The following is a 23163-nucleotide window of genomic DNA, read 5'->3' as shown; positions in this document are numbered from 1 at the left end:
CGTCTCGGCTACGCCTCGACACCTCTCCCCAAAGGGGCGAGGAAACCACTAACGCAATGCTGCGGCTTCTCCAGTTTGCTTCCTCGCCCCTCTGGGGAGAGGTGCCGAGCGCAGCGAGGCGGAGAGGGGCGACCTGAATGGGCTACCCTGGCTTCGGGGCCTCGGTGTAAGCCGCCTTCACATTGTCCAGGAACATCTCGGCGCAGGCATTCCAGGTGTATCGCATGGCGCGCTCGCGGGCCTCGGTGCGATCGATCTTGAGCGCGGCGAGTGCTGCCTCGCGCAGATCCTCTGAAACCACGCCGCCGATGCCGTCGCCGACGATGTCGATCGGCCCTGTCACCGGGTAGGCGGCGACAGGCGTGCCGCTGGCCAGCGCCTCGATGATGACATTGCCAAAGGTGTCGGTGCGGCTTGGGAAGACGAAGACGTCGGCCGAAGCATAGATTTCGGCCAGTTCGTCGCTCGGCCGGCGCCCGAGGAAATGCGCTTCGGGATATTTTGCCTTCAGCCTTTCCAACTCCGGCCCGTCGCCGACCAGCACCTTGGTGCCGGGCAGGTCGAGGTCGAGGAAGGCCAGCAGGTTCTTCTCCACCGCGATGCGCCCGACGCAGAGGAAGATCGGCCGCGGCAGGTCCATCTCGACCTTCTTGTCAGGGTGGAAGTGGTTGATGTCGACGCCGCGTGTCCATGGCCTGAGCTTCTCGAAGCCGCGCGAGGCAAGATCGTCGGCGAGCGATTGGGTGGCGACCATGCAGCCCTGGCCGGAATTGTGGAAGTTGCGCAAGAGCCCGTAAGTCCAGCTCTCCGGCAGCGGCAGGCGGGCGCTGACATATTCGGGAAAGCGGGTGTGGTAGCTGGTGGTGAAGGGGCGGTTGCGCGCGAGACAGTAGCGCCGCGCCATCATGCCGAGCGGACCCTCGGTGACGAGGTGGATGTGGTCGGGCCGCCGCTCCTCGATGATCCGGGCGACGTTGCCGGGCGTCGTCAGCGCCAGCCGGATGTCGGGATAGGTCGGCATCGGCAAGGTGCGGAAGATGTTGGGCGTCAGGAAGTCGGCTTCGGCACCGAATTTGGTCAGTGTTTCGGCGAGCCGTTCGAGCGTGTGGACGACGCCGTTGATCTGCGGACGCCAGGCGTCGGTGACCATCAGGATGCGCAAGGGCGTCTTCCCCGTTGTCCGCGTCCCGGCCTGCCGGGAATCAGCGGTCCTCCATTCGTTGCGAGGCGCCTTTGAGCAGGATTGCATGACGCTGGAATGACGATGGCTTTGTTCGCAACTGCGAAGGGCGAGGTCGGTTCTGCCCGAACCGGCATTTTCTTTGTGACGATTTTTCCCAAGGCAGGGTCTGGCGTGAAATCCGATCCTTTGCCGAGAGAGGGGTGTTTGCCGAGGATAAGGCCAAGCTTCGCATTGAGCGGGGCGAGCCATCCTCCCAACGGCTCTCAGCGAGAATTCGAAATGACCGAGATCACCAAGTCCCTTTCCAACCGCAACGCGATCAGCCGGCGCACGGCATTTGCCGCGCTTTTGGCCTCCGTCGTCACCGTCATCAGCTTCACCGTCCCGCACCAGGCGCTCGCCGAGGAAAAGACCGCGATCAAGGTCGGCATCATCTCCGGCGAGGACGAGGATGTCTGGCGTGTGGTCAAAGCCGAGGCCGCCAAGCAGGGCCTGACCGTCGAGACCGTCGTGTTCAACGACTACACCCAGCCCAACGAGGCGCTGGAGCGCGGCGAGATCGACGCCAACGCCTTCCAGCACCAGCCTTATCTCGACAACCAGATCAAGACGCAGGGCTACCACATCACCCCCGTCGGCTACACCGGCCTGTGGCCGATCGGCCTCTATTCCAAGAAGCATGCCAAGGTCGACGCGCTGCCGGAGGCCGCGGTCATCGGCGTGCCCAACGATCCGTCCAACGAGGGCCGTGCGCTGCGCGTGCTGGCCGATGCCGGCCTGATCAAGCTCAAGGACGGCACGGGCATTCTGGCGACGGTTGCCGACGTCGTCGAAAACCCGAAGAAATTCGAAATCAAGGAACTCGACGCCGGCATCGTCGGCCGCTCGGTCGAGGACCTCGACGCAGCTGTCGTCAACACCGACTGGGCGCTGAAGAGCGGGCTGACGCCCGAGAACCGCATCGCCCAGGAGCCGGTCGCCGAAAATCCGTACCGCAACTTCATCGCGGTGAAGACCGGCAGCGAGAACGAGGGCTGGGTCAAGAAGCTCGTCGCCGCCTACCAGAACCCGACCGTCAAGGCCGAGTTCGACCGTGTCTACAAAGGCACCGGCGTCGCCGCCTACTGAGCCAGACGACTGATAACAACTGAGGCGGCCTGCCATTCGGTGGCGGGCCGCCTTCCGCTTTCCCGAGGGGATTTCATGACCCAGCATTTTGCAACCATCGAAGGGGTGTCGCGGCCTCTTGATACCGCGCTGTCGGAGACGGTGGTGCGCATCGTCGACCTCAAGCGGCGGTTTGGCCAGACGCCTGCCGTCGATGGCGTTTCGCTCACCGTGCGCAAGGGCGAGGTGCTCGGCATCATTGGCCGCAGTGGCGCCGGCAAGTCGACGCTGATCCGCTGCCTGAACGGACTGGAACAGCCCGACGGCGGCCAGATCTTCGTCGAGGGCCGCGAAATCACTGGCCTCAGCGAGCGCGAACTACAGCCACTGCGCCGGCGTATCGGCATGATCTTCCAGCACTTCAACCTGCTCTCGGCCAAGACAGTCGAGGAGAATGTCGCGCTGCCGCTCAAGATCGAGGGGCTGCCCAAGGCCGAGCGGCTCAAGCGTGCCGCCGAACTGCTGGAGCTCGTCGGCCTCGCCGACAAGGCCAAGGCCTATCCGGCAGCACTTTCGGGCGGGCAGAAGCAGCGTGTCGGCATCGCGCGCGCGCTCGCAGCGCGGCCGGCGGTGCTGCTCTCCGACGAGGCGACCTCGGCGCTCGATCCCGAGACGACCCGCTCGATCCTGGCGCTTCTGAAAGACATCAATCAAAAACTTGGCCTGACAATCCTGCTGATCACCCACGAGATGGAGGTGATCCGCAGCATTGCCGACCGCGTCGCCGTCATCGACGCCGGGCGTATCGTCGAGGAGGGGCCGGTGTGGTCGACCTTCGCCGATCCGCGCACTGAGGTGACGCGCAGCCTGCTCGCCGGCATAAGGCCGCAGCTGCCGCAGGCAATCGTCGCCCGTCTCGCCGGCGCAGGTCGCGAGGCGATCCTGCGCGTCGATATCGCAGGCGAGGCGGCGCGGCGGCCGTTGCTGCAGGAGCTTGCAACTGCCGTTCCTAGCCGCTTCCGGCTGGTCCATGGCGGCATCGACACCATCCAGGGCGAGCCTGTGGGCACGCTGTTCCTCGGCGTCGAGACCGCATCGCGCGGTGTCGCCGAGGTCGTCGAATTCCTGAATGCCCGGGATGCCCGGGTAGAGGTGCTTGGTTATGTCACAGATAATGCTTGAACTTCTGCTGCGCTCGCTGTGGGAGACAGTGCTGATGACGGCGGCATCGGGCCTGATATCGCTCGTCTTCGGCCTGCCGCTGGGGCTCGCGCTCGTCGCCACCGACCGCGGCGGCATCGCCGAGCACCGCTGGATCAACGGTATCCTTGGCGCTCTCGTCAATGGCTTCCGCTCGGTACCCTTTATCATCCTTTTGGTGGCGCTGATCCCGGTGACGCGGCTGATCGTCGGCACCTCGATCGGCACCTGGGCGGCGATCGTGCCGCTGGCGATTGCCGCCACGCCCTATTATGCGCGCATCGCCGAAGTGTCGCTGCGCGAGGTCGATCGCGGCCTGATCGAGGCGGTGCGGGCCATGGGTGGCGGGCGCTGGGCGATCATCCGCGAGGTGCTGGTGCCCGAGGCGCTGCCGGGCATCGTTGCCGGCTTCACGGTCACGCTGGTGACGCTTGTCGGCGCCTCGGCCATGGCGGGCGCCATCGGTGCCGGCGGGCTCGGTGACCTTGCCATACGCTACGGCTACCAGCGCTTCGAGACGGCTGTCATGGTTGCCGTCGTGGCGGTGCTGATCGTGCTGGTCTGTGGCATCCAGTGGATCGGCGACAGGCTGGTGACGCGGCTCGACCGCCGCGCCTGAGGCTGGTCAGGCCGGCACGCGGATCATCGCGCGCAGCCCGCCCAGCGGGCTGTCGCTCAATTTGATGTCGCCGCCGTGGCTGCGGGCGATGTCGCGGGCGACGGCCAGGCCGAGGCCGGTGCCGGTCGAATCGAGGTTGCGTGCCTCGTCGAGCCGGAAGAACGGCTTGAACACCTCTTCGCGCTTTTCTTCCGGAATACCCGGGCCGTTGTCGTCGACCATCACCACCAGCATGCCGCGGTCGTGGACGGCCTTCACCTCGACCTCCTTGGCGTAGCGGAAGGCGTTGCCGACGACGTTCTGCAGCAGCCGGGAGAAGGCGTTCGGGCGAACATGCACTTCCGGCTCGCCGACAAGCGTGACCTTCAGCTTGCGCTTGCGCAGCTTGGCTTCCTCGCCAAGCTTGTCGAGATAGCTGGTGAGATCGAAGCGTCCCGGGTCCTCGGCGGCTTCGCCACGGGCAAAGGCGAGATAGGCCTCGAGCATCGACTGCATGTCTTCGATGTCCTGGCTCAGCGCGTCGCGATCAATCTTGCTGCCCGACAGCGCGAGCTGCAGCTTGAAGCGCGTCAGGATGGTGCGCAGGTCGTGGCTGACGCCGGTCAGCATCGCCGTGCGCTGGTCTATCTGGCGTTCGATGCGTTCGCGCATCTGGATGAAGGCGAAGCCGGCGCGCCGCACTTCCTCCGCACCGCGCGGCCGGAAGTTGGGCGGCATCGGCCGGCCCTTGCCGAAGCTCTCGGCGGCTTCTGTGAGCTGCAGGATTGGGCGGATCTGGTTGCGCAGGAACGGAATGGCGATCGTCAGCAGCACCAGCGACGTGCCGACCATCCACAACAGGAAGATGTGGGTGTTCGACGCATAGGCCTGGCTGCGGCGGACGAAGACGCGCAGCACCTTGTCGTCGAGCTGGACGCGCACCTCGACGATGTTGGAGTTGCCGACGGTGTCGAGCCAGAACGGCTTGTTGATCTGCTTGCGGATTTCGGTCGAAAGCGCCTGGTCGAGGATCGAGAAGAACGGTTTCGGGCCGGGCGGTGGCAGGGGCTCGGCCGGCAAGAGGTCGATCTTCAGCGACATGCGCTCCTGGGCGATGCGAATGATCTGGGCATAGCTTTCGGGCTGCGGGAAGGTGTCGAGCAGGTCGATGATGCCGGCGATGTCGCGCGTCACCGCCTGGGACAGCCTGACCGTGACCGTCTGCCAGTGCCGCTCCATGAAGACGAAGGCGACGACCGACTGCAGCAGGATCATCGGCGTGATGACGATCAGCAGCGAGCGCGCATAGAGCCGCTTCGGCATGTACAGCGCCACCCGCCGCCAGAAACGATTCCAGCTGCGCGGCACGGCCGTCAGCGCACGCCAACTGCGTGTGCCAAAGCCGCCTCCGCCGGGCCGTTCCATGTCGGTGGTTGCCATCCGCACTTCCATTCGCCGCCAGCCGGATTGCTTCCGGCGGGCTCGCCTCGATCCTAGCCCACGCCAGATCGTTCTGAAACTGTCTTTGAAGTTCAACAGCTTACCTTGTCAAACTCCGTCTTGCCCGATGCTGAAAACATAGGGCTTTTTGCCGCAATTCCAAATGTTCCGAGGCATTACGCCGCCAGCAGGCAGGATCGTTTGCAACTGTGCCGAGACTGTGTCGACAAGCGGGTTTGGCCGGGTGACTGTACGTCCCTGGGGCAGGGCGCAGCCCGCCGAACGCAGGGCAAGCCAATCGTGGGGCGCAAAACTATGACCCGCAGCGCGCTGCAGGAGAGAACAGGATGATCAGGAAGTTCGAGCTGCGGAGTTCAGCTCGAACTCGTCTGGGGGTCAGATGCCAAGCAGTTTCTTGGCCTCGTTGAGGGCAGCTTCCGATCCGGTGTGATCGCCTGAAGCATGCAGCTGTTCGCCCTTGGCGCGCAGTTCCTTGACCTTCGTCATGTCCGCTTCTGCGAGCGTGGACGTGGGCAGGGCGGCATCTATCGCCGCCATGATGGTCGGGCAGGAATGGGCGAATGCGGTGGCTGGAAAGACAGACAGGGCAAATGCAAGCGTGACTGCGCGTAACATGGCCGTTTCTCCCACGCCGGCCCGCTTGATGCGGCAGTCTTGTCGCCGGCGTGCCATGTTACATCGGAGCGGCCGGCTTCAACAACCGGCCGTCCGGGAGTGCTGCTTCTACTGGCTATTCCACGCTGAGCCGGTAGCCGATGCCGCGCACCGTCTGTAGCCAGACGGGATTGGCCGGATCGCGCTCGATCTTGCGGCGAAGACGGTTGATCTGCACGTCGATGGTGCGTTCACCGACCTCGGAATCGCCTGTCACCAGTTCGTGGCGCGGGATGGTCTCACCGGCACGCGCGGCAAAGATGGCGAGGATCTCCTGCTCGCGGTCGGTAAGCTTGAGGGCTTCGCCACCGCGCTTCAATTCACGGCGGGCAATCTGGAAGGTGTAGGGGCCGAACACCAGCTGCTCGACCTTCGGCGTAGCCACCGGGCCGCCGCGGCGCAGGATGTTGTTGATCCGGAGGATCAGTTCGCGCGGGTCGAACGGCTTGGGCAGATAGTCGTCGGCGCCGGCTTCGAGCCCGGTGATGCGGCTGTCGGTCTCCGACAATGCCGTCAGCATCAGGATCGGCACGTCTTTCTGGTCGCGCAGCGACTTGGTCAGCTCGATGCCGTTTTCGCCCGGCATCATCACATCGAGGATGAGAAGGTCGAAGTCGAGGCCGGCAAGCTTGCGCCGCGCTTCGTCGGCATTGCCTGCGACAGTAACGCGAAAGCCGTTTTCGGTCAGATACTGCTTGAGCAGGTTGCGGATGCGCGTGTCGTCGTCGACGACGAGCAGATGCGGAGCATCGTCGCCCAACGTGGCCTGGCTGGCCGTCTTGTCGTTATTCTCCATGGTCTTTCCCCGGCGTGTTTCCGGGCAGATGATCAATCTGCGCCCTTAATTCGGGATTGACCATCGCCTTGAGGAATCTTTCGATCCAGGCACGCTCGGTCTCTCCCGCGCCCTCCAGTGCCGCATGGATGCGGCGTGACTGTGGCCGCGCCAGTGCCAGTGTCAATGTACGTCCCTTGGGCGTCGGATAGAGCTCGCGCTGGCGCCTGTCACGCGGCCCCTGGACCTGGATGATGTAGCCGGCGTCGATCAGTTGCTTGAGCACGCGCGCCAGGCTCTGCTTGGTGATCTTCAGAACGTCGAGCAGCTCGGCGACCGTCAGCCCGGGCAGGCGGTTGACGAAGTGCAGCACGCGGTGATGGGCGCGGCCGAAACCGTATTCGGCGAGAATCTGGTCGGGGTCGGAGGTGAAGTCGCGATAGGCGAAATACATCAGCTCGATGATCGAGAAATCGATGCCTTCGTCTGCCGTCACGGCGGTGCGGATCGGTTGGGCGGTTGCGCCGCTGCGTTGTGCCATGGAATTCCTGTTCGTCAATTTATGTCAGCACTGTTGACATAAATTAGGTGCGATGGTAATTTTTGCCAAGCTTTTCGGCGGATTGCGAACGAAAAGGCAAGGTACGGTGGTTTTTTCCGAAACATCGTGAGTTTGCTTTGGTATTCTAGCCCGCCTACGCTTTATCCATCAGGCCCCTTGCGGGCCATCAAGAACGATACGAAACGATAGGCAGGCTCCCGCCTGCGGGAAGGTTTACCATGGCATCCGTTCCTTTCGACCAGCTCGATGGATTCATCTGGATGAACGGCGAGTTCGTCCAATGGGCCGACGCCAAGATTCACGTACTAACCCATGGTCTGCACTATGCAAGCGCGGTGTTCGAGGGCGAGCGCGCCTATGGCGGCGAGATCTTCAAGCTGACCGAGCACACCGAGCGCTTGCATGAGTCCGCCCGCCTCCTGGGCTTCACTGTTCCCTATTCGGTCGAGGTGATCGACGATGCCTGCCGCGAACTGCTGAAGAAGCAGGGCTTCAAGGACGCCTATGTGCGCCCGATCGCCTGGCGCGGCAGCGAGGAAATGGGCGTCGCTGCCCACAAGAACCGCATCAATGTCGCCGTCGCCATCTGGCAGTGGCCAAGCTATTTCGACCCGGCGCAGAAGCTGAAGGGCATCCGCCTCGACATCGCCGAATGGCGCCGTCCCGACCCGCGTACGGCACCGTCGAAGTCCAAGGCTGCCGGCCTCTACATGATCTGCACGCTGTCCAAGCATGCGGCCGAAGCCAAAGGTTATGCCGATGCGATGATGCTCGACTGGCGCGGCCAGGTCGCCGAAGCCACCGGCGCCAACATCTTCTTCGTCAAGGACGGCAAGGTGCACACGCCGAAGCCCGACTGCTTCCTCGACGGCATCACCCGTCGCACGGTCATCGGCCTCGCCAAGGATCGTGGCCTCGAGGTCGTCGAGCGGGTGATCATGCCCGAGGAACTGGAGGGCTTCGAGCAGTGCTTCCTGACCGGCACTGCGGCCGAAGTGACACCGGTTTCCGAGATCGGCCAGTACCGATTCGAGGTCGGCGAAATCGCCAAGACGCTGATGAACGACTATTCGGCGGCGGTTCAGCCCAAGCACGCGATTGCTGCGGAATAGCAAGCAGAATCAATATATTGACGTAGCGGAAGGGCGGTTTTCGAACCGCCCTTTTTGCGTCTTCCCCGCTTAATTTGACATTCCCCGATTTCGAGGTCTGATGTTGCTGTCGGCATACTGAGGGCCGGCATGCAATTTGGAGGGAATTGTTATGGAATCGCTTCTTCCTATCATCATACAAATTGTAACCGGCGTTATCGGTGGACAGGCCGTCGGCGCGGCGATCAAGACGGCGGCGATGGGGCAGGTGACGAAATTGCTCGCCGGTGGCGTCGGCGGTATCGCAGGCGGACAGATCCTCGGCAGCCTGCTTGGCGGCGCGGCAGATCCGGCAACGGCAGGCGCGCTCAGCGGCATTCTCGGCGACGTGGTTGGTGGTGCTGGCGGCGGCGCCATCGTGACGGCCATCGTCGGCGCGATCATGGGTGCCATGAAGAAATAATCCGCTTCAGATTGGAATTCGGATTGGGCGGCTACGGCCGCCCATTTCATTTCTGGACGATGGGGCCTCATCACCGACCCCACCAGAATGTGCATGGACGCAGAGCCGATCAGTCCTTATGTCGTGGCCAACTTGGCGCATCGGCCCGAAAATCGGCGTCGATTTTCGGAAAGCACGATGCGCAGATTCATACTGTTGGAGCGTCCTTTGTGCGTCCATTCGGACGCACGGCGCTCCAAGGAAAGGACCCGCCATGGGACAGCTCAATGCCGGGATCGTGCCGGTTACGCCCTTCCAGCAGAACTGCACGATCCTCTTCGATACCGACGACAAGACCGGCGTCGTGGTTGATCCGGGCGGTGATGTCGACACCATCCTGTCGGTGCTCAAGCAAAACGATATCACCATCACGTCGATCTGGCTGACGCATGGCCATATCGACCATGCCGGCGGGGCCATGGAGCTCAAGGAAGCGCTCGGCGTCGACATCATTGGCCCGCACGAAGCCGACAAGCCGCTGCTCGACAACCTTGTGACCCAGGCCCAGAAGTTCGGCATGGACGGTTCCGTGCGCAATTGCGTGCCGGACCGCTTCCTGACTGAGGGCGAGACCGTGTCCTTCGGCCCGCATGTCTTCGAGGTGCTGCATTGCCCCGGCCATGCACCCGGCCATGTCGTCTTTTACAACCGTGACGCGAAGTTCGCCCATGTCGGCGACGTGCTGTTCCAGGGTTCCGTCGGCCGCACTGACCTTTATGGCGGCGACCATGCCACCTTGATCCGCTCGATCAAGGACAAGCTATTGCCGCTCGGTGACGACATCGGCTTCATCTGCGGCCACGGCCCAGGCAGTCGCTTCGGCGACGAGCGCCGCAGCAACCTTTATCTGGTCTGATCGAAACTGATTAGAGGCAGCCGCCGGGCGTGCTGCTGCCGCCGAGAGACTACCTGCCATGAAAAACGGCGCCAACCGCGGGGTTGGCGCCGTTTTTTCGTTGCTTCAGGCTTGGCTGCAGTGGCCGGGCAGGGAAGGCCGCTTCAGCAGGCACCCGTGGCTGCGGTCAGTTGGCGGCGCAGAAGTGCTCCAGGCCGTCATAACCGGTGAAGGTGCCGGTGCGCGGCTTGAAGCTGCGGTAGCGGTCCGAGCAGTAGCTGTACCATTCAGGCGTCCACGGCTCCATCGCGTAGCTCTCGCGGTAGACCACGCGGCGCTGCACCGGGGCAGGGCGGTAGTAATCCTGGCGGTATTCCTGACGATAGACGCGGCGCGGCTGCGGCTCGTAGTCGTAATAGTCGTCATAGACCGGCTGCGGGCGGTTGCTGCCAGCGATCACCGCGCCGGCGATCAGGCCGAGCGCACCGGCTGCGACGATCGCGCCGGTGTTGTCGTGGCGGTTGTGGCGGCGCCAGCGCTCGCCTGCCTCGGCCGCCGGCAGGGCGGTCAGCGTGGTGGCGGCAACGGCTGCCGAAAGGACGAGGGTCTTGAATATGCGGTTCATGTCTGTCTCCTTCGCCGTCCGGCCCGTATCAAGGCCAGAATTTAGCGTCGACAATATGTCTAGGGGAGCGAGCCTGAACGCAGCCTGAACGGATTTTCAGGCGCCAAGGGTCAAAAAAACTACCGCCGACAAACGCCCATATGCGTTGCGGCGAATAGAGCAGTCGCAAGGCCGGAGCGGTAAACTCCGGCCGCCTCGAAGGTTCTCAGCCGACGGTCAGATTGACGGCTTTCGGACCCTTGCCGCGCTTGTCCGGCTCGGTGTCGAAAGAAACCTTCTGCCCATCCTCAAGACCGGGAAGACCCGACGCCTGCACGGCCGAGATGTGAACGAAGACATCCTTCGCTCCGTCGTCCGGCGTGATGAAGCCGAAGCCTTTGGCATGATTGAAGAACTTGACGGTGCCGGTCTGCGGCATGGGAAACTCCTCTGATCCCATCAATTTCAGTCTTCGGGCCGGCAAATGCCCGAAGTGGAAATTTGTCGTTCATTTTTGGATCATCGGCAAGCAAAAGTTTTGGCGCCCGATAGCGCCCGAAACGCCACTCAAGCCCGGCCAATGCCGGGCCTAAGTGGCCATTCGCAAAGCGTTTCGCGGCTTAGTATTCGCAGTAGCGGATCGGGCCGATCTGGATGCAGGACGGTGGGCGCGGACGATGCGGGTCGAACCTCGAGAATACGCGCACGCGGCAATTGGGGCCGACATGGCGGTGAGGCACGTTGCCGTAGCGCGGCAGGAAGTGGCGGCGCACCTCGCGATGGCAGTCGCGCACCTGGATCGGCGGGCGGACGCGGATCGGCCGGCAGTCGGGGCGGCGGTGGGCATGCCATTCGGTGCGGCCGAACTGCGGAACGAAATGGCGCTGCGGGTCGCCATGGCAACCGCGGACCTGGATCACCAGCCCGCCTTCGGCTTGTGGCGCATTGCCTGCCGGCATGGCCTCGGCCGGCCCGCCATATCCGAGCCCTGCGGCCAGGAGAATTGCGCCCAGAGACTTTAGCAACTTCATGGTCTGCCTCCTCTGCATGGGAAGCAGATCCTGCTTCCGTAGCGGGACTATGCCATGGTTGGCTGTGGCTCGCCAGACCGCCGCCGGCCGGAAGCGTGCGGCTATCCCGTTGATTTGGCGAGGGATAGTGGCAGGTCCACCCACCAAAGAAGAAGGGCGCGATGGTAATCCACCGCGCCCCTCTTCAAAGCAAAAAAACCTTACGCGGCTTAGCCGGCGCGGAGGTTGACCGCCTTAGGACCCTTGCCCATACGGTCGGGCTCGACGTCGAAGCTGACCTTCTGGCCGTCGACGAGCGTGCGCAGGCCCGAAGCCTCGATGGCGGAAATGTGGACGAAAACGTCCTTCGCGCCGCCATCCGGCGTGATGAAGCCGAAGCCTTTGGTTGCGTTGAAGAACTTTACGGTACCGGTCTGGGTCATTGGGAGAACTCCTTCACCCGTTCAGTGGTCTGGACATGCCGACCGCCTGGCGTCGGCGGCACGTCGGTGGTTTTGCTTGGCGGTCATGCATTTGCGCATGATTAAACCCCCCGCCGAGTCACGGGGTCGTCAGAGATTCACAGTTATCGGGGAAAGGGTCGTACAAAACGTTCCAGTCTCCGGGTCAGCAAACGCCCGAACTGAGACTGATATTGCATGGAAACGCGTAGGTTGCAAGATGTCGCGGCTAAGCCGAAGGCACTACGCAGCGTCGCATAAATATACGACATTTCTAGAAACACCATTGGCCAGATTGCCGCGCCTGTTGGGTTCAGATTCGCTGATGCCGATTGCATTCGTTGACAGAATCGCGAGGATCGGGGCAGGGGCTGGAACAATTCCCGCACGGGCGGGAACGAGAGGGAGCTATTTCCATGGTTTTTTCGGCAAAGACCTTTGCGCGAAAAGCAACTGTCGCCTCGTTGCTGTCGCTGATGCTGGCCTCCTGCGTCGTGGTCGAGGATGGCCCCGGACCCGGCCCGCGCCCGCCGCGCCCCGATCCGGGCCAGCAGTTCTGCACGCGCGAATATGACCCGGTCTGCGCCCGTCGCGGCGGCGACCGCCAGACCTTCGCCAATTCCTGCATGGCCGAAGCTGCCGGCTACCGCATCATCCGTGGCGGTGAATGCCGCGGCGGCGGTGACGATGGGTGGGGCGGTGGTGGCGGCGGGGGCCGCGAAGAGCAGTTCTGCACCAGGGAGTATCGCCCTGTCTGCGGCCGCCGCGGCGGCGCGCTCAGGACTTTCCCAAATGCCTGCGAGGCCGATTCCGCCGGCTACCGCGTCGTCGATGACCAGGGCCCCTGCTGAGCCCTTCGAACAGGCACCTCCCGGCAGCCAATGCCGGGAGGTGTTCGCTCAAGTTGCGTCAGGACGAGCTTCTCACTTCGCGAATGCTGCAGTCGTCGCCGACATGGCGATGCCTGAGCACGACGCTATTGCTTCGCGCGGCTGTTCGAGCTTCGCCACAAGGCTGGTCGGCCAAGGCTATCTTTACGCAGCCCAGGCCCGCCTGAGTGGCTTGTCACCCGGTCTCAGGCCTGCCGGACGATGGCGCCGATGGCGTTGACAACCAGGCGAGACGCGGTCTCTGCCGTCAGGCCGTCTATGTCGGCGGGCGGATAGAACTCGACGAGGTCGAAGCCCGCGATGCTGGCTCGCTTGCCGAGGCCTGAAATCAGGTCGATCACCTGGGTGTAGGTGAGGCCGCCGGGCGTGCGCGCGGCGACGCCCGGCATGATGCTCGGGTCGAGGCCGTCGCAATCGAGGGTGACGACGACCCGGGCGCCTTCGGGGATGTGCCGGAGGGCTGCCTCGACGCCATGGGCATGGATCTCGCGGGCGGTGACGAAGCGGCTGCCATAACGTTGTGCCGCCTCGATCTCGGCGAGCCGGGCACTGCCGACGCTGCGCAGGCCAACCTGGACCATTCCTTGGACATGCGGCATCTCGCTGGCCCGGCGCATCGGGTTGGAATAACCGTAGCGTTCGCCGAGCACCTCGTCGCGCCAGTCGATATGGGCGTCGATCTGCAGGATCCAGACCGGGCCGTGACCGGCGAAGCCGGCGAGGAAAGGGATGGGCACGGAATCGTCGCCGCCGAGCAGGATCGGCACGGCGCCCAGCGCCAGGATCTCCCGCGTCTTCGCCTCGATCCTGGCGCGGTTGCCGGCATTGTCGTGCATCGTGGCCGCGACGTCGCCGGCGTCCGTGCAGCAGACTGGCTTGCCGTCGAACAACGGGCCGCCGAGATCGAAGTCCCAGTGCCCGACCAGCGCGGCGTCGTTCTGGCTGGCCGCGCGGATGGCGCCGGCGGCCAGGGCGTAGCCGCTGCTGTCCTTGCCGGGATAGGTGGTGCCGTGGCCGGCGCCGAAGATCACTGCGCGCGGCGCGCTGCCATCGTCGAGGCGATCGGGAAGGCCGAGGAAGCGGAGCGATGCGGTCATGTCGTGATGATCCCGATGATGGGCTGGGTGATTTCAGTTTCAGGCTGCTTGCGTGCCGGCGGGCTCCTTGCCGCAGATCAGGTCGATGGCAGCTTTGCTCAGCAGGTCGAGTGCTGCCCGCGGCTCGCCGGCGCGGGCGCGCACGGCCAGGGAATGCATGACGGCTGAGGCGACGGAAGCGAGGCCGGCGGCATCCGCGCCAGCGCCAAGTTCGCCTTCGGCAATCGCCTTGCGCAGGCGCCCCTCCAGAATGGCGTTGAACGCGCCCAGGCTTTGCTGGAGGATATGGCGCACCGCCGGGCGATGCACGGCCTCGACGGAGGCGGTGCCAATCAGCAGGCAACCACGCGCAGCGTCATCGGACGCCAGATAGGCATCCGTCGATTTGGCGTAGACCTCGGCCAGTTCGGCCCGCAGCGGCCGTGCCGCGCTCAAGATGGTGTTCATCGCAGCGACGCTGGCGTCCCGGTAGCGCTCGAGCGTTGCGACGTAGAGCGCTTCCTTGTCACCGAAGGCGCCCGACAGGCTCGGCCGCGTCATCTCGGTCACCTCGCTCAACGCGTCGAGCGAACTTGCCGCAAAACCGACCGACCAGAAAAGGTCGCCCGCCCGCTGCAGGGTGCGGTCGCGGTCGTATTCGATCGGGCGTCCACGTTTGGCATTGCTCATTATATGCGGCCTCGCATAAAAATATTGACAGTCCCGAATATTATATGCGACATCGCATAAAAGTCGAGCTGCCAATCGCGGTTCGTCGCTCACCTGAAGGAGGGACCAGAATGAAGCTCTACATTCACCAGGCGGCGTGTTCGCTGTCGCCCCATATCGTTGCCCGGGAACTCGGGCTCGACGTCGAAATCATCCATGTCGAGCGGGCCACGCACCGGACCAGCGACGGCCAGGACTTCCTTGCAATCAATCCGAACGGCTATGTCCCGGTGCTGGTGCTCGACGATGGCGAGATCGTCATCGAAGGGCCGGCGATCGTCCAGTATCTCGCCGATCTCAAGCCGGAAGGCGGGTTGGCGCCGCAGACCGCGCTGGAGCGCCGGAAAATCCAGTCGCTGCTCAATTTCATATCGACTGAAATCCACAAGCCGATGGGGCAGATGTTTGCGCCTGCCTACGCGCCGGTGAAGGAGGTGCTGCACAAGCATGTCGCAGCACGGCTCGACTGGGCGGCGTCGCGGCTCGAGGACGGCCATCTCACCGGCGGCGCGCTGAGCGTGGCCGACATCTACCTGTTCGTGTGCCTTAACTGGTCGCAATGGCTCGGCATCGAGATGTCGCGCTGGCCGCAACTGGAAGCCTTCATGAAAGGCATCGGCGCGCGGCCGGGCGTGCTTGAGGCCCTCAAGGCGGAAGGTCTCCATCCGCGTTCGAACGGCATCTTCTTTGCGCCGCGCCTTGCGGCCTGACCCAGGAAATGGAGTCCATCATGACAAGCGGAAGTTTTTCCGACGCCGAGAGCGTCCAGACCGAAACGATCCTTGAGCGGTTCAACCAGGTGTTCCTGACCCACGATCCGGCAGCGCTGGACGATCTCGTTGCCGACGATTGCGTCATCGAAAACACCCAGCCGGCACCCGACGGTTCGCGCCATGAAGGCAAGGCTGCCTGCATCGCGCTGTGGCGCGGGATCGCAACGATGCAGGGCGCGCATTTCGAACCGGAAAGCATCATCGCCCGCGGCGACCGCGGCGAGATCAGGTGGCGGCTGGTGTGGGGTGCCGACCATGCAAGCTCGGTGCGTGGGGTCAATCTGATGCGCGTGCGCGACGGGCGGATCGTCGAGGCCCAGGGCTACGTCAAGGGCGCCTGAGGCCGGCAAAACTACCGGCCGGCATGCTCAGTCACCCGTGCGCCGCAGCGTGCCGAGGCCGTTGGCGTCGAGGACCTCGATGGTGATTGTCGATGCCTTGCCGTCGGGGCCGATCACGAAGCTGACCGCCGAGGGCATGTCGGGCAGTTCGGGCGAGGGGAAGCTCAGGAACAGGTCGCGGTCGAAATGGCTGAGCGGATAGGATTTTGCGCCATCCGGGCCGAGCTTGAGGACGAGGCCGTCACCAGCGGCCGCGACGACGGCTTCGCCGGCGAAATCGTTGGCGTAGCGGCCGGCATAGGCCGCGGCTGGACGTGCCGGCGTGGCCGGTGAAGGCGGGGTGGCGTAGGCCGCCTTGGCGGCTGCGACGGCCGGGCCGAACATGCCGGCGTAGATCGCATTCCAGTCTTTCAGCCAATCCTTGCCGACCTTGCCGTCGAAGACGAGGTCGGCGAAGCTGTCCGACAGGCCTTCGGGCACGCCGGTGGGGAAGGCGTTGGCGAGGATGACGATGCCGAGCTGCCGTTCAGGGAACAAGGTGACGAGGCTGCGGGCGCCGACGCTGAAGGCACCGGCATGGCCCCAGCTCAGGCCATGGCGGCCGAACTCGACATTCCAGCCGAGCCCGTAAAAGGACTGGCCGCCGCTGACCGGGTTCCTGCCGCGCGTCATCAGCGGGACATGGGTCTGGTCGAGGGCAGCGGCCGCGATCAGCTGCTTGCCGTCATGGCTGCCGTTGGCCAGTTCCAGGCGCAGCCACTGGGTGAGGTCGCGCGCCGTCGAGCTGACGCCGCCGGCCGGTGCCTGCGCGTCCGGCTGGCGCTCGACCCTGGCGGCCCAGGCGCCGTCGGCCTTGATGTGGAGGGCTGCGCGGTTAGCGCGACGGACGAAGTCGGCATGGCGGGAGCTGGTCGAGGCCATGCCGAGCGGACGGTAGAGCTTTTTCTCGGCGACGTCCTCCCACGCCTTGCCCGTCGGGATGGCTGCTGCTACCGCGCCCTCCGTCAGGCCGAAATTGCTGTAGGAATAACCGGCGCGGAAGCTCGACGAGGGCGATACGAACCTGAGCCGCCGCAGGATTTCGGCGCGGTCGTAGCCGATCTCCTCGAGATCGTCGCCGGCGGTGCCGGGCAGCCCGCTGCGATGGGAAAACAGGTCGCGCACGGTGAGCTGGCTGGTCGGATAAGGCTCAGCGAGGCGGAAGGCGGGGTCGAGGTCCGATATCTTCGCATCCCAGGACACGATGCCGTCGCTGACCAGTGCCGCCACCACTGTCGCCGAGATCGGCTTGGACATCGATGCAATCTGGAACACCGTGTCGGCGTCGACAGTTTCCGGTTTGCCTGCCTCGCGCACCCCAAAACCCTTGAGGAAGACGACCTTGTCATCGTGGACGACGCCAATGGCGAGCGCCGGCACGCTTCCGTCTGATATGGCTGCCTCGGCCAGCTGCTCCAGCTGTGTCAGTGCAGCAGTGACCTGCTCGGCGGTTGCCGTCTGGGCGGATGAGGGCATCGGCGCAAGGGCGATGGCGGGGAGGAGCCACGCCAGGCGGCGGACGATCGACCTTGCGGACAGCAGCATGCGCCGGCACCCCCTGCATTATGGCCTGCCTTGAGGCTACAGCCTGCCGCAAAGGAAGCCAAGCGTGGGGGCGCTATCTGATCGTGCCGGCCGGGTCGCGGCCGTCGAGGAAGCCGAGGTCGCGATTGAGATGGAGCGACAGCTCGCGCGGGTCGAACCTGGCGCGGCGGCGGCCATGGCGGCTGCTCGTTGCAAGCTGCGTCAGCCAAGTCTGGAGCGGGCCGAGAGTGGCGGCCAGGGTCGAGTGGGGCATGGGCTTGGCTTTCCAAGGTCAAATTCTGTTAAGGAAGTGCCTCCTCTTTCCTCCTGTTTTTGCTATGAATCCAACTGAACGTCGGAATGAGCACATAAGGAAAACTTATGACGACCAACCAGCTGCCGCCACTGACAGCGATCCGCGCCTTCGAGGCAGCGGCACGGCTCGGCAATTTCACCCGGGCAGCGGAAGAGCTCGGCACGACGCAAGCTGCGGTGAGTTACCAGATCAAGCTTCTGGAGGAACGCGCCGGCACGTCGCTGTTTCTGCGGCGGCCCAAGCAGACCGAACTGACCGAAGCGGGCCGGGCGCTGGCGCCGAAGGTCAGTGCCGCCTTCGAGATGCTGGGCGAGGCCTGGGGCGAAACGCGCGGCGGAGCGCGCGGCGTGCTTGTCGTCTCGACGCTTCCGACCTTCGCCGCGAGCTGGCTGGCGCGCCATCTCGGCGCCTTCCAGATGGTGCAGCCCGATCTTGCGGTGCGGCTCGAGACGACGACCCGCAACACCGACTTCAGGACCGAGCAGGTCGATGTCGTCATCCGCAGGGATGACGGAAAGCTGCCGCCGGGACTGGCCGGGCACCTGATCGTGCCGACCGATTTCGCGCCGATGCTGAGCCCGAAGCTCGCGGCGACGATCGGCGGGGTGAAGGAGCCGGCCGACTTGCTCAGGCTGCCGCAGATCGACCCCGGTGACCTGTGGTGGGGCGAGTGGTTCGTGGGCGCCGGCTTGCCCGCCGACATGCTGCCGCAGCGCCAGGCGCCGAAGATGGGCTCGCAGGCCTATGAGGCGATCGCGGCAATCGCCGGCCATGGCGTGGCAATGCTGACGCCGGTCTTCTATCGCGACGAGCTCGCCAACGGCACGCTGATCCAGCCGTTCGAGCATGTCGGCTCCGACGGCTCCGGCTTCTGGCTGGTCTATCCCGAGGAGCGCCGCAACGTGCCCAAGATCAAGGTTTTTCGCGAATGGATCCTGGCCGAGGTCGAGCGCACGCTGGGGAGAGGTGGGCGCTGAGCTGCTGTTTGAGGATGGCTGGCCGCTTGCCCTCTGGCTTGGCCAGGGGCTAGAGCGGCTGGCTGGATGTGAAAAGGAAGTGCCGCATGGCGCAGAAGGTCATTGGTCTGATCGGGGGCTGAGCTGGGAAAGCTCGGCGGAATATTACCGCATCATCAACGAGCGGGTACGCGCGCTGCAGGGCGGGCTGCATTCTGCGCGCCTGCTGATGTGGTCGTTCGACTTCGCTGGGATCGAGGCGCTGCAGAGTGCCGACCGCTGGCAGGAGGCGACGCTGGAGATGATCGATGCGGCGCGGCGGCTGGAGCGCGGCGGCGCCGACCTCGTCGTCATCTGCTCCAACACCATGCACCGCATGGCTGATGAGGTGCAGGCGGCGATCGGCATTCCATTGCTGCACATCGCCGACCCGACCGCCGAGCGCATCCGAGCCGCCGGGCTCAGCCGCGTGGGGCTCCTCGGCACCGCCTTCACCATGGAGCAGGATTTCTACAAGGGACGGCTCGCCGAGCGCCACGGGCTCGAGGTGCTGGTGCCTGAGGCCGAGGATCGCGCGGTGGTGCATCGCGTCATCTATGACGAGCTGGTGCAGGGCCGGGTCGAGGCAAGCTCGCGACAGGCCTATCGCGAGGTGATCGCACGGCTCGTCGCGCGCGGTGCGGAAGCCGTGATCCTCGGCTGCACCGAGATCATGCTGCTGGTCGGGCCGGAGGACAGTGCGGTGCCGCTGTTCGACACCACCGGCATCCACGCCGACGCGGCGGTGGAGTTGGCGCTGGCGTGAGAGCTGCCTGATTCTGCCGGCGATCGAGCAAGCTCGCGCCAAAAGCGTCCAAGACAGGCCGAATTCTTGTCCTGTACAGCAATCGAATTGACCTTGGCGGCACCGATATTGCCGGCGCTGGACAAGAGGTGAATTGGTCAAATAGGCTGCTTTTCCAAAGAAGACGGGCGCGCGGAAAAGGGCGATTATTCTTTGAAAAAGAACGTCTTCTCATCCAACGACTTGCCTCCCCACCTCAGTGAGCAGGCGCGGTTCGCGTTGTGGCAAGACATCCACGTCGCCGAGATATGGTCGGTGGAATATACCATCTCGAATGACCTGCCGTTCGAAGCCGACATCGAGGCAGCCGCGCTCGGGCCGCTCGTGCTCGGGCAGATGGCCGGTACGATCAAGCATGCCTCCCGCAAGGCCAGAAACATCGCCGACGATGGCCGCGATGGCTACCTGTTGCTGGTCAACAATGGCGATACGCAGCTGAGCGGCACCCAGGTCGGCCGGGACTACAGCATCGGCAAGGGCGAAGCGGCCCTGGTTTCCGCCTCGGAGGCGCTCAAGATGACCGGCGGCGACAAGAACATCTGGATGAATGTGGTGGTCCCGCAGGGGCTTCTCGACAATGCATTCGCCCATGCCAACGACAGGCTGGCCTTGCCCATCGGGGCCGACAATGAGGCGCTGGCGATGCTCAAGCGCTATTGCAGCTTTCTGGAGGACGGCCCGGACCTCGTTTCGGAAGACCTGATCGGACATGCGACGGAGACCATCGTCGATCTCATCGGTCTTGCCATCGGTGCGAAAGGTGAAAGTGCCGAATTGGCGGGCATGCGCGGGCTGCGTGCGGCGCGTCTGCAGGCCGTGCTCGCCAAGATGCGGGACAGCTTCGCCGATCCTGCCATCTCGGCCCAGGGTGTTGCCCAGCAGCTGCGGCTATCAGTGCGCTATGTCCATGATCTCTTGCAAGAAACCGGCGTCAGTTTTGCCGAGCGAATTCTGGAACTGCGCCTGCAGCGCGCCCACAAGATGCTTTCGGACAGGCGCTGCGACCAGATGCGGATCAGCGAGATCGCCTTGTTGAGCGGGTTCAGCGACGTTTCCTATTTCAACCGCTGCTTCCGCCGTCGCTTCGGTACGACCCCAAGCGGGGCGAGGTAGGCGCCAGCCAGCGGCGGCTTCATAGCCCAGACCGAGGCTGAATGGCCACACCGGCCAAAAATGCACGGCATTGCTTTCCACGGCAACTCCGGTGCGGCCCAGCCCAAGACACCCGCAGCGGACAATGCAACACCGGGGCTCGAAAGCACCGCCGGGATGCGCGGGGATGTTGGGGAGCATGGCAGAGATGAAAACGATGGTTGTGGCGGCAGCGCTCGTCCTTTGGGGCTCGGGTGAGACGCTTGCTGCCGATGTTAGCGAGATCGCGCCAGCCGGCTTTGTCTGGAGCGGTGGCTATGTCGGCCTGCAGGCCGGACATGCCTGGTCCCAATCGCACTTCATGCGTTCGTACGGCACTTATTCCGACCCGGATCCCGATGGCTTTTTCGGAGGTGCCTATGCCGGCTACAACAGGCAGCTTCAAAACAATGTCGTGCTGGGCATCGACGCCGACATAAATTTCACCGGAATCGACGGAAAGGCCGACGCCCTTTTTGCGGACGGCACGTCGGACCTCGATCACGCGCTGGTTTCCAACGTCAAATGGAATGGCGCGCTTCGCGCCCGTCTTGGCTATTCCATGGATCGCTTCATGCCTTACATCGCAGGCGGTGTGTCTGCGGCGCGATACGAGTTCACGCTGCGCCACATGGATGGATCTGACCATACGCCGATAAGGGGCACGTGGACCGGCTGGAATCTTGGCGCGGGGCTGGAATACGCCGTGACCGAGAAGTTTCTGCTCAGAACCGAGTATCGCTACACCGACTATGGCAGCCAGGAATTTGGCACGACATGGTTTGGCGAACAGCGGATCAAGGGCAGCCTCAAAAGCCACGATGTTCGGCTGGGTCTCGCCTACAAGTTTTGATCGCGACATTGACGCAGTCTAGCCACCGAAGCGCTGGGATGCGCAGGGCGGGGAGCGATCAAGCCACCTGCCAGCGGGTCCGCGAGGCGCGATGACACGACATCTATCAGGCAAGGCACATATGAAAACGCTAATGCTCGTCTCCGCGCTCATCCTTGGAACGTCCGACAAGGCTCTTGCCGCCGATGTGGCGATGGTGGATGCGCCAGTCGTGTCCGGCGTCTATGACTGGTCCGGGTTCTATGTCGGCATCGACGCCGGCTACGGCATCGGCACGTCCGGCTACGAGATCCATCAGTCCCCAGACGGGTTGCTGCTGTTCTCCGGTCCGGAGCCCGACGGCTTCCTGCTGGGCGCCCATGCCGGCTACAACTGGCATTTCGGCAATGGCTTTGTCGTCGGCGGCGAGGCCGATCTGAACTACAGCGCTTCAAATGGCGGCGACGCCATGTACCAGATGACGCCGACAGGGGCGTTTCCCCATTCCAGCTATACGATGGAAACCGAGGTGAAATGGACCGGTTCGGCTCGCGCCCGCCTCGGCTACGCGATCGATCGCCTGCTTCCCTACGTGACTGCCGGCGTAGCCGCAGCCGGTGTTGAAAGCGACTTCAACATCGCCGGCTATCCCGCCAATCCCTATCATGCATACAAGGACACCTATATCGGCTGGACGGGCGGAATCGGGGCGGAATACGCCTTGACGGATAAGGTCAGCATTCGGGCGGAGTATCGTTACGCGGACTATGGTTCGCAGGATTTCGCCACGCCGGGGATCAGCAACTCCGTCGCCACGATCGACCTCCAGTCGCATGATGTCCGCTTCGGTCTCAGCTACAGGTTCTGATCTTTGCGCTGCAAGCAACTGCAAGGGTGCGGCCGAGAGTCGGCGTGTCGCGAAGCGAGGGGCTTCTCGACAACTGCCCGCTTGCGCCGTAAGGCAAGCGGGCCACCTCTTGGCTGGACGCGCGGTGCGGTTAGCGGCGCTTGATGTTCTTGCTCATATTGATGCCGGTAGTGCGAAAGCCGCCGCTCTCGTAGAGATGATGCGCCCGCCCGTTGTCGGCGGCTACGCGGAGGCGGATGTGTTCAAAGCCTGCCTCGCATAGCGTAGCTTCCAGGGTGGCGAGAGCGCTCTTTCCGTAACCGTTGCCCTGGTAAGTGGGCAGGATGTAAAAATCGCTGATGAACGCGGAGCGGCTGGCCTCGTTGGGGCGATACCAGAAATAGCCAATGACGACGTCGCTCCCCAACGCGCTCTCCGTGATGGCCAGCAGTACCTCCCCGGCAGTGTCGGGACCGTCTGGCAGATCATCTGAAATTTCCCGCTTTGCCTGGGCAAGAGCCTCCGCTTGGGAAAAACCGAAATTCCTGGAAATCTCGGCTGCATAATCAGGAATGAAATAGCTGAGATAACCGGAGTACTCGTCTTTTCTCATCGGTCTAAGTGCTATCATTTCGCTCCCTGTCGGCTCGGGCTCACGCCGTTTTCGATTCCAAGGTCACCGTCCCACCGGTGACAGGGCCGCTACGACAATCTCCGGATATGAATCTATAGGAGATTCCGGAACGGATATCATGTGGTTGGAAATCGATCCTGGTCGGCCTGCAGCTGAGGGGAGGCGATGATCATCATTCTCATCTGCGG

28 protein-coding genes are annotated in these 23163 nt (G+C 63.9%); 14 read left to right on the top strand and 14 right to left on the bottom strand.

Annotated features, from left to right (window positions below; translation table 11 throughout):
* Nucleotides 1-142: 142 nt before the first annotated feature.
* Nucleotides 143-1162, bottom strand: coding sequence for a glycosyltransferase family 4 protein (locus ACSQ3E_RS03370; protein WP_436121617.1), 1020 nt, complete (start codon nt 1160-1162; stop codon nt 143-145).
* A gap of 300 nt (nt 1163-1462) precedes the next feature.
* Here ACSQ3E_RS03370 and ACSQ3E_RS03365 point away from each other — a divergent pair, with 300 nt between their 5' ends.
* The 3 genes from ACSQ3E_RS03365 to ACSQ3E_RS03355 all read left to right on the top strand — a co-directional run bounded on the left by ACSQ3E_RS03365 (nt 1463) and on the right by ACSQ3E_RS03355 (nt 4109).
* The gene (locus ACSQ3E_RS03365) at nt 1463-2311 is read left to right on the top strand and encodes a MetQ/NlpA family ABC transporter substrate-binding protein (RefSeq protein WP_436121616.1); all 849 of its coding nucleotides are present in this window, start codon (nt 1463-1465) and stop codon (nt 2309-2311) included.
* Nucleotides 2312-2386: 75 nt separating this feature from the next.
* Nucleotides 2387-3472 (top strand): methionine ABC transporter ATP-binding protein, encoded by a 1086-nt coding sequence (locus ACSQ3E_RS03360; RefSeq protein ID WP_436121615.1) that lies wholly within the window; start codon nt 2387-2389, stop codon nt 3470-3472.
* A complete protein-coding gene (locus tag ACSQ3E_RS03355) occupies nt 3453-4109 on the top strand; it encodes a methionine ABC transporter permease (protein WP_436121614.1) in 657 nt (218 codons plus the stop codon). Before ACSQ3E_RS03360 ends, ACSQ3E_RS03355 begins: the two co-directional genes overlap by 20 nt.
* Nucleotides 4110-4115: 6 nt before the next feature.
* Here the strand turns inward: ACSQ3E_RS03355 and ACSQ3E_RS03350 are convergent, their stop codons facing one another.
* From ACSQ3E_RS03350 to ACSQ3E_RS03335, 4 genes are all read right to left on the bottom strand, one after another.
* Nucleotides 4116-5528: an ATP-binding protein gene (locus tag ACSQ3E_RS03350; RefSeq protein WP_436121613.1), complete on the bottom strand. Its 1413-nt coding sequence runs from the start codon at nt 5526-5528 to the stop codon at nt 4116-4118.
* 396 nt (nt 5529-5924) lie between these two features.
* Nucleotides 5925-6164 (bottom strand): hypothetical protein, encoded by a 240-nt coding sequence (locus ACSQ3E_RS03345; RefSeq protein ID WP_436121612.1) that lies wholly within the window; start codon nt 6162-6164, stop codon nt 5925-5927.
* A gap of 115 nt (nt 6165-6279) precedes the next feature.
* Nucleotides 6280-6999 carry a response regulator transcription factor gene (locus ACSQ3E_RS03340; RefSeq protein WP_310316209.1) on the bottom strand — a complete coding sequence of 240 codons (720 nt, stop codon included), beginning with the start codon at nt 6997-6999 and terminating at the stop codon, nt 6280-6282.
* A complete protein-coding gene (locus tag ACSQ3E_RS03335; protein ID WP_436121611.1) occupies nt 6989-7519 on the bottom strand; it encodes a MarR family winged helix-turn-helix transcriptional regulator in 531 nt (176 codons plus the stop codon). Before ACSQ3E_RS03335 ends, ACSQ3E_RS03340 begins: the two co-directional genes overlap by 11 nt.
* A gap of 239 nt (nt 7520-7758) precedes the next feature.
* On the opposite strand from ACSQ3E_RS03335, the gene ACSQ3E_RS03330 reads away from it, so the two are divergent.
* The 3 genes from ACSQ3E_RS03330 (at nt 7759) to ACSQ3E_RS03320 (ending at nt 9989) form a co-directional block, all read left to right on the top strand.
* Nucleotides 7759-8652, top strand: coding sequence for a branched-chain amino acid aminotransferase (locus ACSQ3E_RS03330; protein ID WP_436121610.1), 894 nt, complete (start codon nt 7759-7761; stop codon nt 8650-8652).
* Between the two features lie 151 nt (nt 8653-8803).
* A complete protein-coding gene (locus ACSQ3E_RS03325; protein ID WP_310316215.1) occupies nt 8804-9094 on the top strand; it encodes a hypothetical protein in 291 nt (96 codons plus the stop codon).
* Between the two features lie 253 nt (nt 9095-9347).
* Complete coding sequence (locus tag ACSQ3E_RS03320) at nt 9348-9989, top strand: MBL fold metallo-hydrolase (RefSeq protein ID WP_436121609.1); 642 nt, start codon at nt 9348-9350, stop codon at nt 9987-9989.
* A gap of 166 nt (nt 9990-10155) precedes the next feature.
* Here the strand turns inward: ACSQ3E_RS03320 and ACSQ3E_RS03315 are convergent, their stop codons facing one another.
* The 4 genes from ACSQ3E_RS03315 to ACSQ3E_RS03300 form a co-directional block, all read right to left on the bottom strand.
* On the bottom strand, nt 10156-10593 hold the full coding sequence (locus ACSQ3E_RS03315) for a BA14K family protein (protein ID WP_436121608.1): 438 nt from the start codon (nt 10591-10593) through the stop codon (nt 10156-10158).
* Nucleotides 10594-10798: 205 nt separating this feature from the next.
* A complete protein-coding gene (locus tag ACSQ3E_RS03310) occupies nt 10799-11011 on the bottom strand; it encodes a cold-shock protein (RefSeq protein ID WP_018428999.1) in 213 nt (70 codons plus the stop codon).
* Nucleotides 11012-11192: 181 nt separating this feature from the next.
* Nucleotides 11193-11603 (bottom strand): hypothetical protein, encoded by a 411-nt coding sequence (locus ACSQ3E_RS03305; RefSeq protein WP_310316227.1) that lies wholly within the window; start codon nt 11601-11603, stop codon nt 11193-11195.
* 209 nt (nt 11604-11812) lie between these two features.
* The gene (locus ACSQ3E_RS03300; protein ID WP_067959476.1) at nt 11813-12025 is read right to left on the bottom strand and encodes a cold-shock protein; all 213 of its coding nucleotides are present in this window, start codon (nt 12023-12025) and stop codon (nt 11813-11815) included.
* A 434-nt stretch (nt 12026-12459) separates the two neighbouring features.
* Here ACSQ3E_RS03300 and ACSQ3E_RS03295 point away from each other — a divergent pair, with 434 nt between their 5' ends.
* Nucleotides 12460-12894, top strand: coding sequence for a Kazal-type serine protease inhibitor family protein (locus ACSQ3E_RS03295; RefSeq protein ID WP_436121607.1), 435 nt, complete (start codon nt 12460-12462; stop codon nt 12892-12894).
* Nucleotides 12895-13118: 224 nt separating this feature from the next.
* Here ACSQ3E_RS03295 and ACSQ3E_RS03290 read toward each other — a convergent pair whose 3' ends face one another.
* Nucleotides 13119-14030, bottom strand: a complete 912-nt coding sequence (locus ACSQ3E_RS03290; RefSeq protein ID WP_436121606.1) for an agmatinase — start codon at nt 14028-14030, stop codon at nt 13119-13121.
* A 39-nt stretch (nt 14031-14069) separates the two neighbouring features.
* Complete coding sequence (locus tag ACSQ3E_RS03285; protein ID WP_436121966.1) at nt 14070-14702, bottom strand: TetR/AcrR family transcriptional regulator; 633 nt, start codon at nt 14700-14702, stop codon at nt 14070-14072.
* Nucleotides 14703-14809: 107 nt separating this feature from the next.
* Here ACSQ3E_RS03285 and ACSQ3E_RS03280 point away from each other — a divergent pair, with 107 nt between their 5' ends.
* Nucleotides 14810-15448 carry a glutathione S-transferase N-terminal domain-containing protein gene (locus tag ACSQ3E_RS03280; protein ID WP_436121605.1) on the top strand — a complete coding sequence of 213 codons (639 nt, stop codon included), beginning with the start codon at nt 14810-14812 and terminating at the stop codon, nt 15446-15448.
* Nucleotides 15449-15468: 20 nt separating this feature from the next.
* A complete protein-coding gene (locus tag ACSQ3E_RS03275) occupies nt 15469-15852 on the top strand; it encodes a nuclear transport factor 2 family protein (protein WP_436121604.1) in 384 nt (127 codons plus the stop codon).
* A gap of 27 nt (nt 15853-15879) precedes the next feature.
* On the opposite strand, the gene ACSQ3E_RS03270 is transcribed toward ACSQ3E_RS03275, so the two are convergent.
* Both ACSQ3E_RS03270 and ACSQ3E_RS03265 read right to left on the bottom strand, forming a co-directional pair.
* Nucleotides 15880-17367: a serine hydrolase domain-containing protein gene (locus ACSQ3E_RS03270; protein WP_436121965.1), complete on the bottom strand. Its 1488-nt coding sequence runs from the start codon at nt 17365-17367 to the stop codon at nt 15880-15882.
* Between the two features lie 142 nt (nt 17368-17509).
* On the bottom strand, nt 17510-17689 hold the full coding sequence (locus ACSQ3E_RS03265; RefSeq protein ID WP_310316248.1) for a hypothetical protein: 180 nt from the start codon (nt 17687-17689) through the stop codon (nt 17510-17512).
* A gap of 107 nt (nt 17690-17796) precedes the next feature.
* On the opposite strand from ACSQ3E_RS03265, the gene ACSQ3E_RS03260 reads away from it, so the two are divergent.
* From ACSQ3E_RS03260 to ACSQ3E_RS03240, 5 genes are all read left to right on the top strand, one after another.
* Nucleotides 17797-18708, top strand: coding sequence for a LysR substrate-binding domain-containing protein (locus ACSQ3E_RS03260; protein WP_436121603.1), 912 nt, complete (start codon nt 17797-17799; stop codon nt 18706-18708).
* Nucleotides 18698-19492, top strand: a complete 795-nt coding sequence (locus ACSQ3E_RS03255; RefSeq protein ID WP_436121602.1) for an aspartate/glutamate racemase family protein — start codon at nt 18698-18700, stop codon at nt 19490-19492. The genes ACSQ3E_RS03260 and ACSQ3E_RS03255 overlap by 11 nt, the downstream gene beginning before the upstream one ends.
* Before the next feature lie 294 nt (nt 19493-19786).
* Complete coding sequence (locus ACSQ3E_RS03250; protein ID WP_310316256.1) at nt 19787-20644, top strand: AraC family transcriptional regulator; 858 nt, start codon at nt 19787-19789, stop codon at nt 20642-20644.
* Nucleotides 20645-20768: 124 nt separating this feature from the next.
* Nucleotides 20769-21515, top strand: coding sequence for an outer membrane protein (locus ACSQ3E_RS03245; protein ID WP_436121601.1), 747 nt, complete (start codon nt 20769-20771; stop codon nt 21513-21515).
* A gap of 121 nt (nt 21516-21636) precedes the next feature.
* Nucleotides 21637-22362, top strand: a complete 726-nt coding sequence (locus ACSQ3E_RS03240) for an outer membrane protein (protein WP_436121600.1) — start codon at nt 21637-21639, stop codon at nt 22360-22362.
* Between the two features lie 130 nt (nt 22363-22492).
* Here the strand turns inward: ACSQ3E_RS03240 and ACSQ3E_RS03235 are convergent, their stop codons facing one another.
* Complete coding sequence (locus tag ACSQ3E_RS03235; RefSeq protein WP_436121599.1) at nt 22493-22954, bottom strand: GNAT family N-acetyltransferase; 462 nt, start codon at nt 22952-22954, stop codon at nt 22493-22495.
* Between the last annotated feature and the right edge of the window lie 209 nt (nt 22955-23163).

The sequence above is a fragment of the Aminobacter sp. LjRoot7 genome (assembly GCF_964252895.1).
Classification (GTDB): domain Bacteria; phylum Pseudomonadota; class Alphaproteobacteria; order Rhizobiales; family Rhizobiaceae; genus Aminobacter; species Aminobacter aminovorans_B.
Note: the sequence above shows the minus strand (reverse complement) of the source record. Positions and strands in the feature narration are given on the sequence as shown.

Excerpts from the sequence above, each read along its gene's own strand:
- ACSQ3E_RS03265 (WP_310316248.1), bottom strand. The coding sequence starts at position 17,689 with ATGCCCCACTCGACCCTGGCCGCCACTCTCGGCCCGCTCCAGACTTGG.
- ACSQ3E_RS03305 (WP_310316227.1), bottom strand. The coding sequence starts at position 11,603 with ATGAAGTTGCTAAAGTCTCTGGGCGCAATTCTCCTGGCCGCAGGGCTC.
- ACSQ3E_RS03315 (WP_436121608.1), bottom strand. The coding sequence starts at position 10,593 with ATGAACCGCATATTCAAGACCCTCGTCCTTTCGGCAGCCGTTGCCGCC.
- ACSQ3E_RS03295 (WP_436121607.1), top strand. The coding sequence starts at position 12,460 with ATGGTTTTTTCGGCAAAGACCTTTGCGCGAAAAGCAACTGTCGCCTCG.
- ACSQ3E_RS03360 (WP_436121615.1), top strand. The coding sequence starts at position 2,387 with ATGACCCAGCATTTTGCAACCATCGAAGGGGTGTCGCGGCCTCTTGAT.
- ACSQ3E_RS03240 (WP_436121600.1), top strand. The coding sequence starts at position 21,637 with ATGAAAACGCTAATGCTCGTCTCCGCGCTCATCCTTGGAACGTCCGAC.
- ACSQ3E_RS03275 (WP_436121604.1), top strand. The coding sequence starts at position 15,469 with ATGACAAGCGGAAGTTTTTCCGACGCCGAGAGCGTCCAGACCGAAACG.
- ACSQ3E_RS03280 (WP_436121605.1), top strand. The coding sequence starts at position 14,810 with ATGAAGCTCTACATTCACCAGGCGGCGTGTTCGCTGTCGCCCCATATC.
- ACSQ3E_RS03290 (WP_436121606.1), bottom strand. The coding sequence starts at position 14,030 with ATGACCGCATCGCTCCGCTTCCTCGGCCTTCCCGATCGCCTCGACGAT.
- ACSQ3E_RS03300 (WP_067959476.1), bottom strand. The coding sequence starts at position 12,025 with ATGACCCAGACCGGTACCGTAAAGTTCTTCAACGCAACCAAAGGCTTC.
- ACSQ3E_RS03340 (WP_310316209.1), bottom strand. The coding sequence starts at position 6,999 with ATGGAGAATAACGACAAGACGGCCAGCCAGGCCACGTTGGGCGACGAT.
- ACSQ3E_RS03345 (WP_436121612.1), bottom strand. The coding sequence starts at position 6,164 with ATGTTACGCGCAGTCACGCTTGCATTTGCCCTGTCTGTCTTTCCAGCC.
- ACSQ3E_RS03335 (WP_436121611.1), bottom strand. The coding sequence starts at position 7,519 with ATGGCACAACGCAGCGGCGCAACCGCCCAACCGATCCGCACCGCCGTG.
- ACSQ3E_RS03325 (WP_310316215.1), top strand. The coding sequence starts at position 8,804 with ATGGAATCGCTTCTTCCTATCATCATACAAATTGTAACCGGCGTTATC.
- ACSQ3E_RS03320 (WP_436121609.1), top strand. The coding sequence starts at position 9,348 with ATGGGACAGCTCAATGCCGGGATCGTGCCGGTTACGCCCTTCCAGCAG.
- ACSQ3E_RS03310 (WP_018428999.1), bottom strand. The coding sequence starts at position 11,011 with ATGCCGCAGACCGGCACCGTCAAGTTCTTCAATCATGCCAAAGGCTTC.
- ACSQ3E_RS03270 (WP_436121965.1), bottom strand. The coding sequence starts at position 17,367 with ATGCCCTCATCCGCCCAGACGGCAACCGCCGAGCAGGTCACTGCTGCA.
- ACSQ3E_RS03245 (WP_436121601.1), top strand. The coding sequence starts at position 20,769 with ATGCAACACCGGGGCTCGAAAGCACCGCCGGGATGCGCGGGGATGTTG.
- ACSQ3E_RS03350 (WP_436121613.1), bottom strand. The coding sequence starts at position 5,528 with ATGGCAACCACCGACATGGAACGGCCCGGCGGAGGCGGCTTTGGCACA.
- ACSQ3E_RS03260 (WP_436121603.1), top strand. The coding sequence starts at position 17,797 with ATGACGACCAACCAGCTGCCGCCACTGACAGCGATCCGCGCCTTCGAG.
- ACSQ3E_RS03365 (WP_436121616.1), top strand. The coding sequence starts at position 1,463 with ATGACCGAGATCACCAAGTCCCTTTCCAACCGCAACGCGATCAGCCGG.
- ACSQ3E_RS03235 (WP_436121599.1), bottom strand. The coding sequence starts at position 22,954 with ATGAGAAAAGACGAGTACTCCGGTTATCTCAGCTATTTCATTCCTGAT.
- ACSQ3E_RS03330 (WP_436121610.1), top strand. The coding sequence starts at position 7,759 with ATGGCATCCGTTCCTTTCGACCAGCTCGATGGATTCATCTGGATGAAC.
- ACSQ3E_RS03355 (WP_436121614.1), top strand. The coding sequence starts at position 3,453 with ATGTCACAGATAATGCTTGAACTTCTGCTGCGCTCGCTGTGGGAGACA.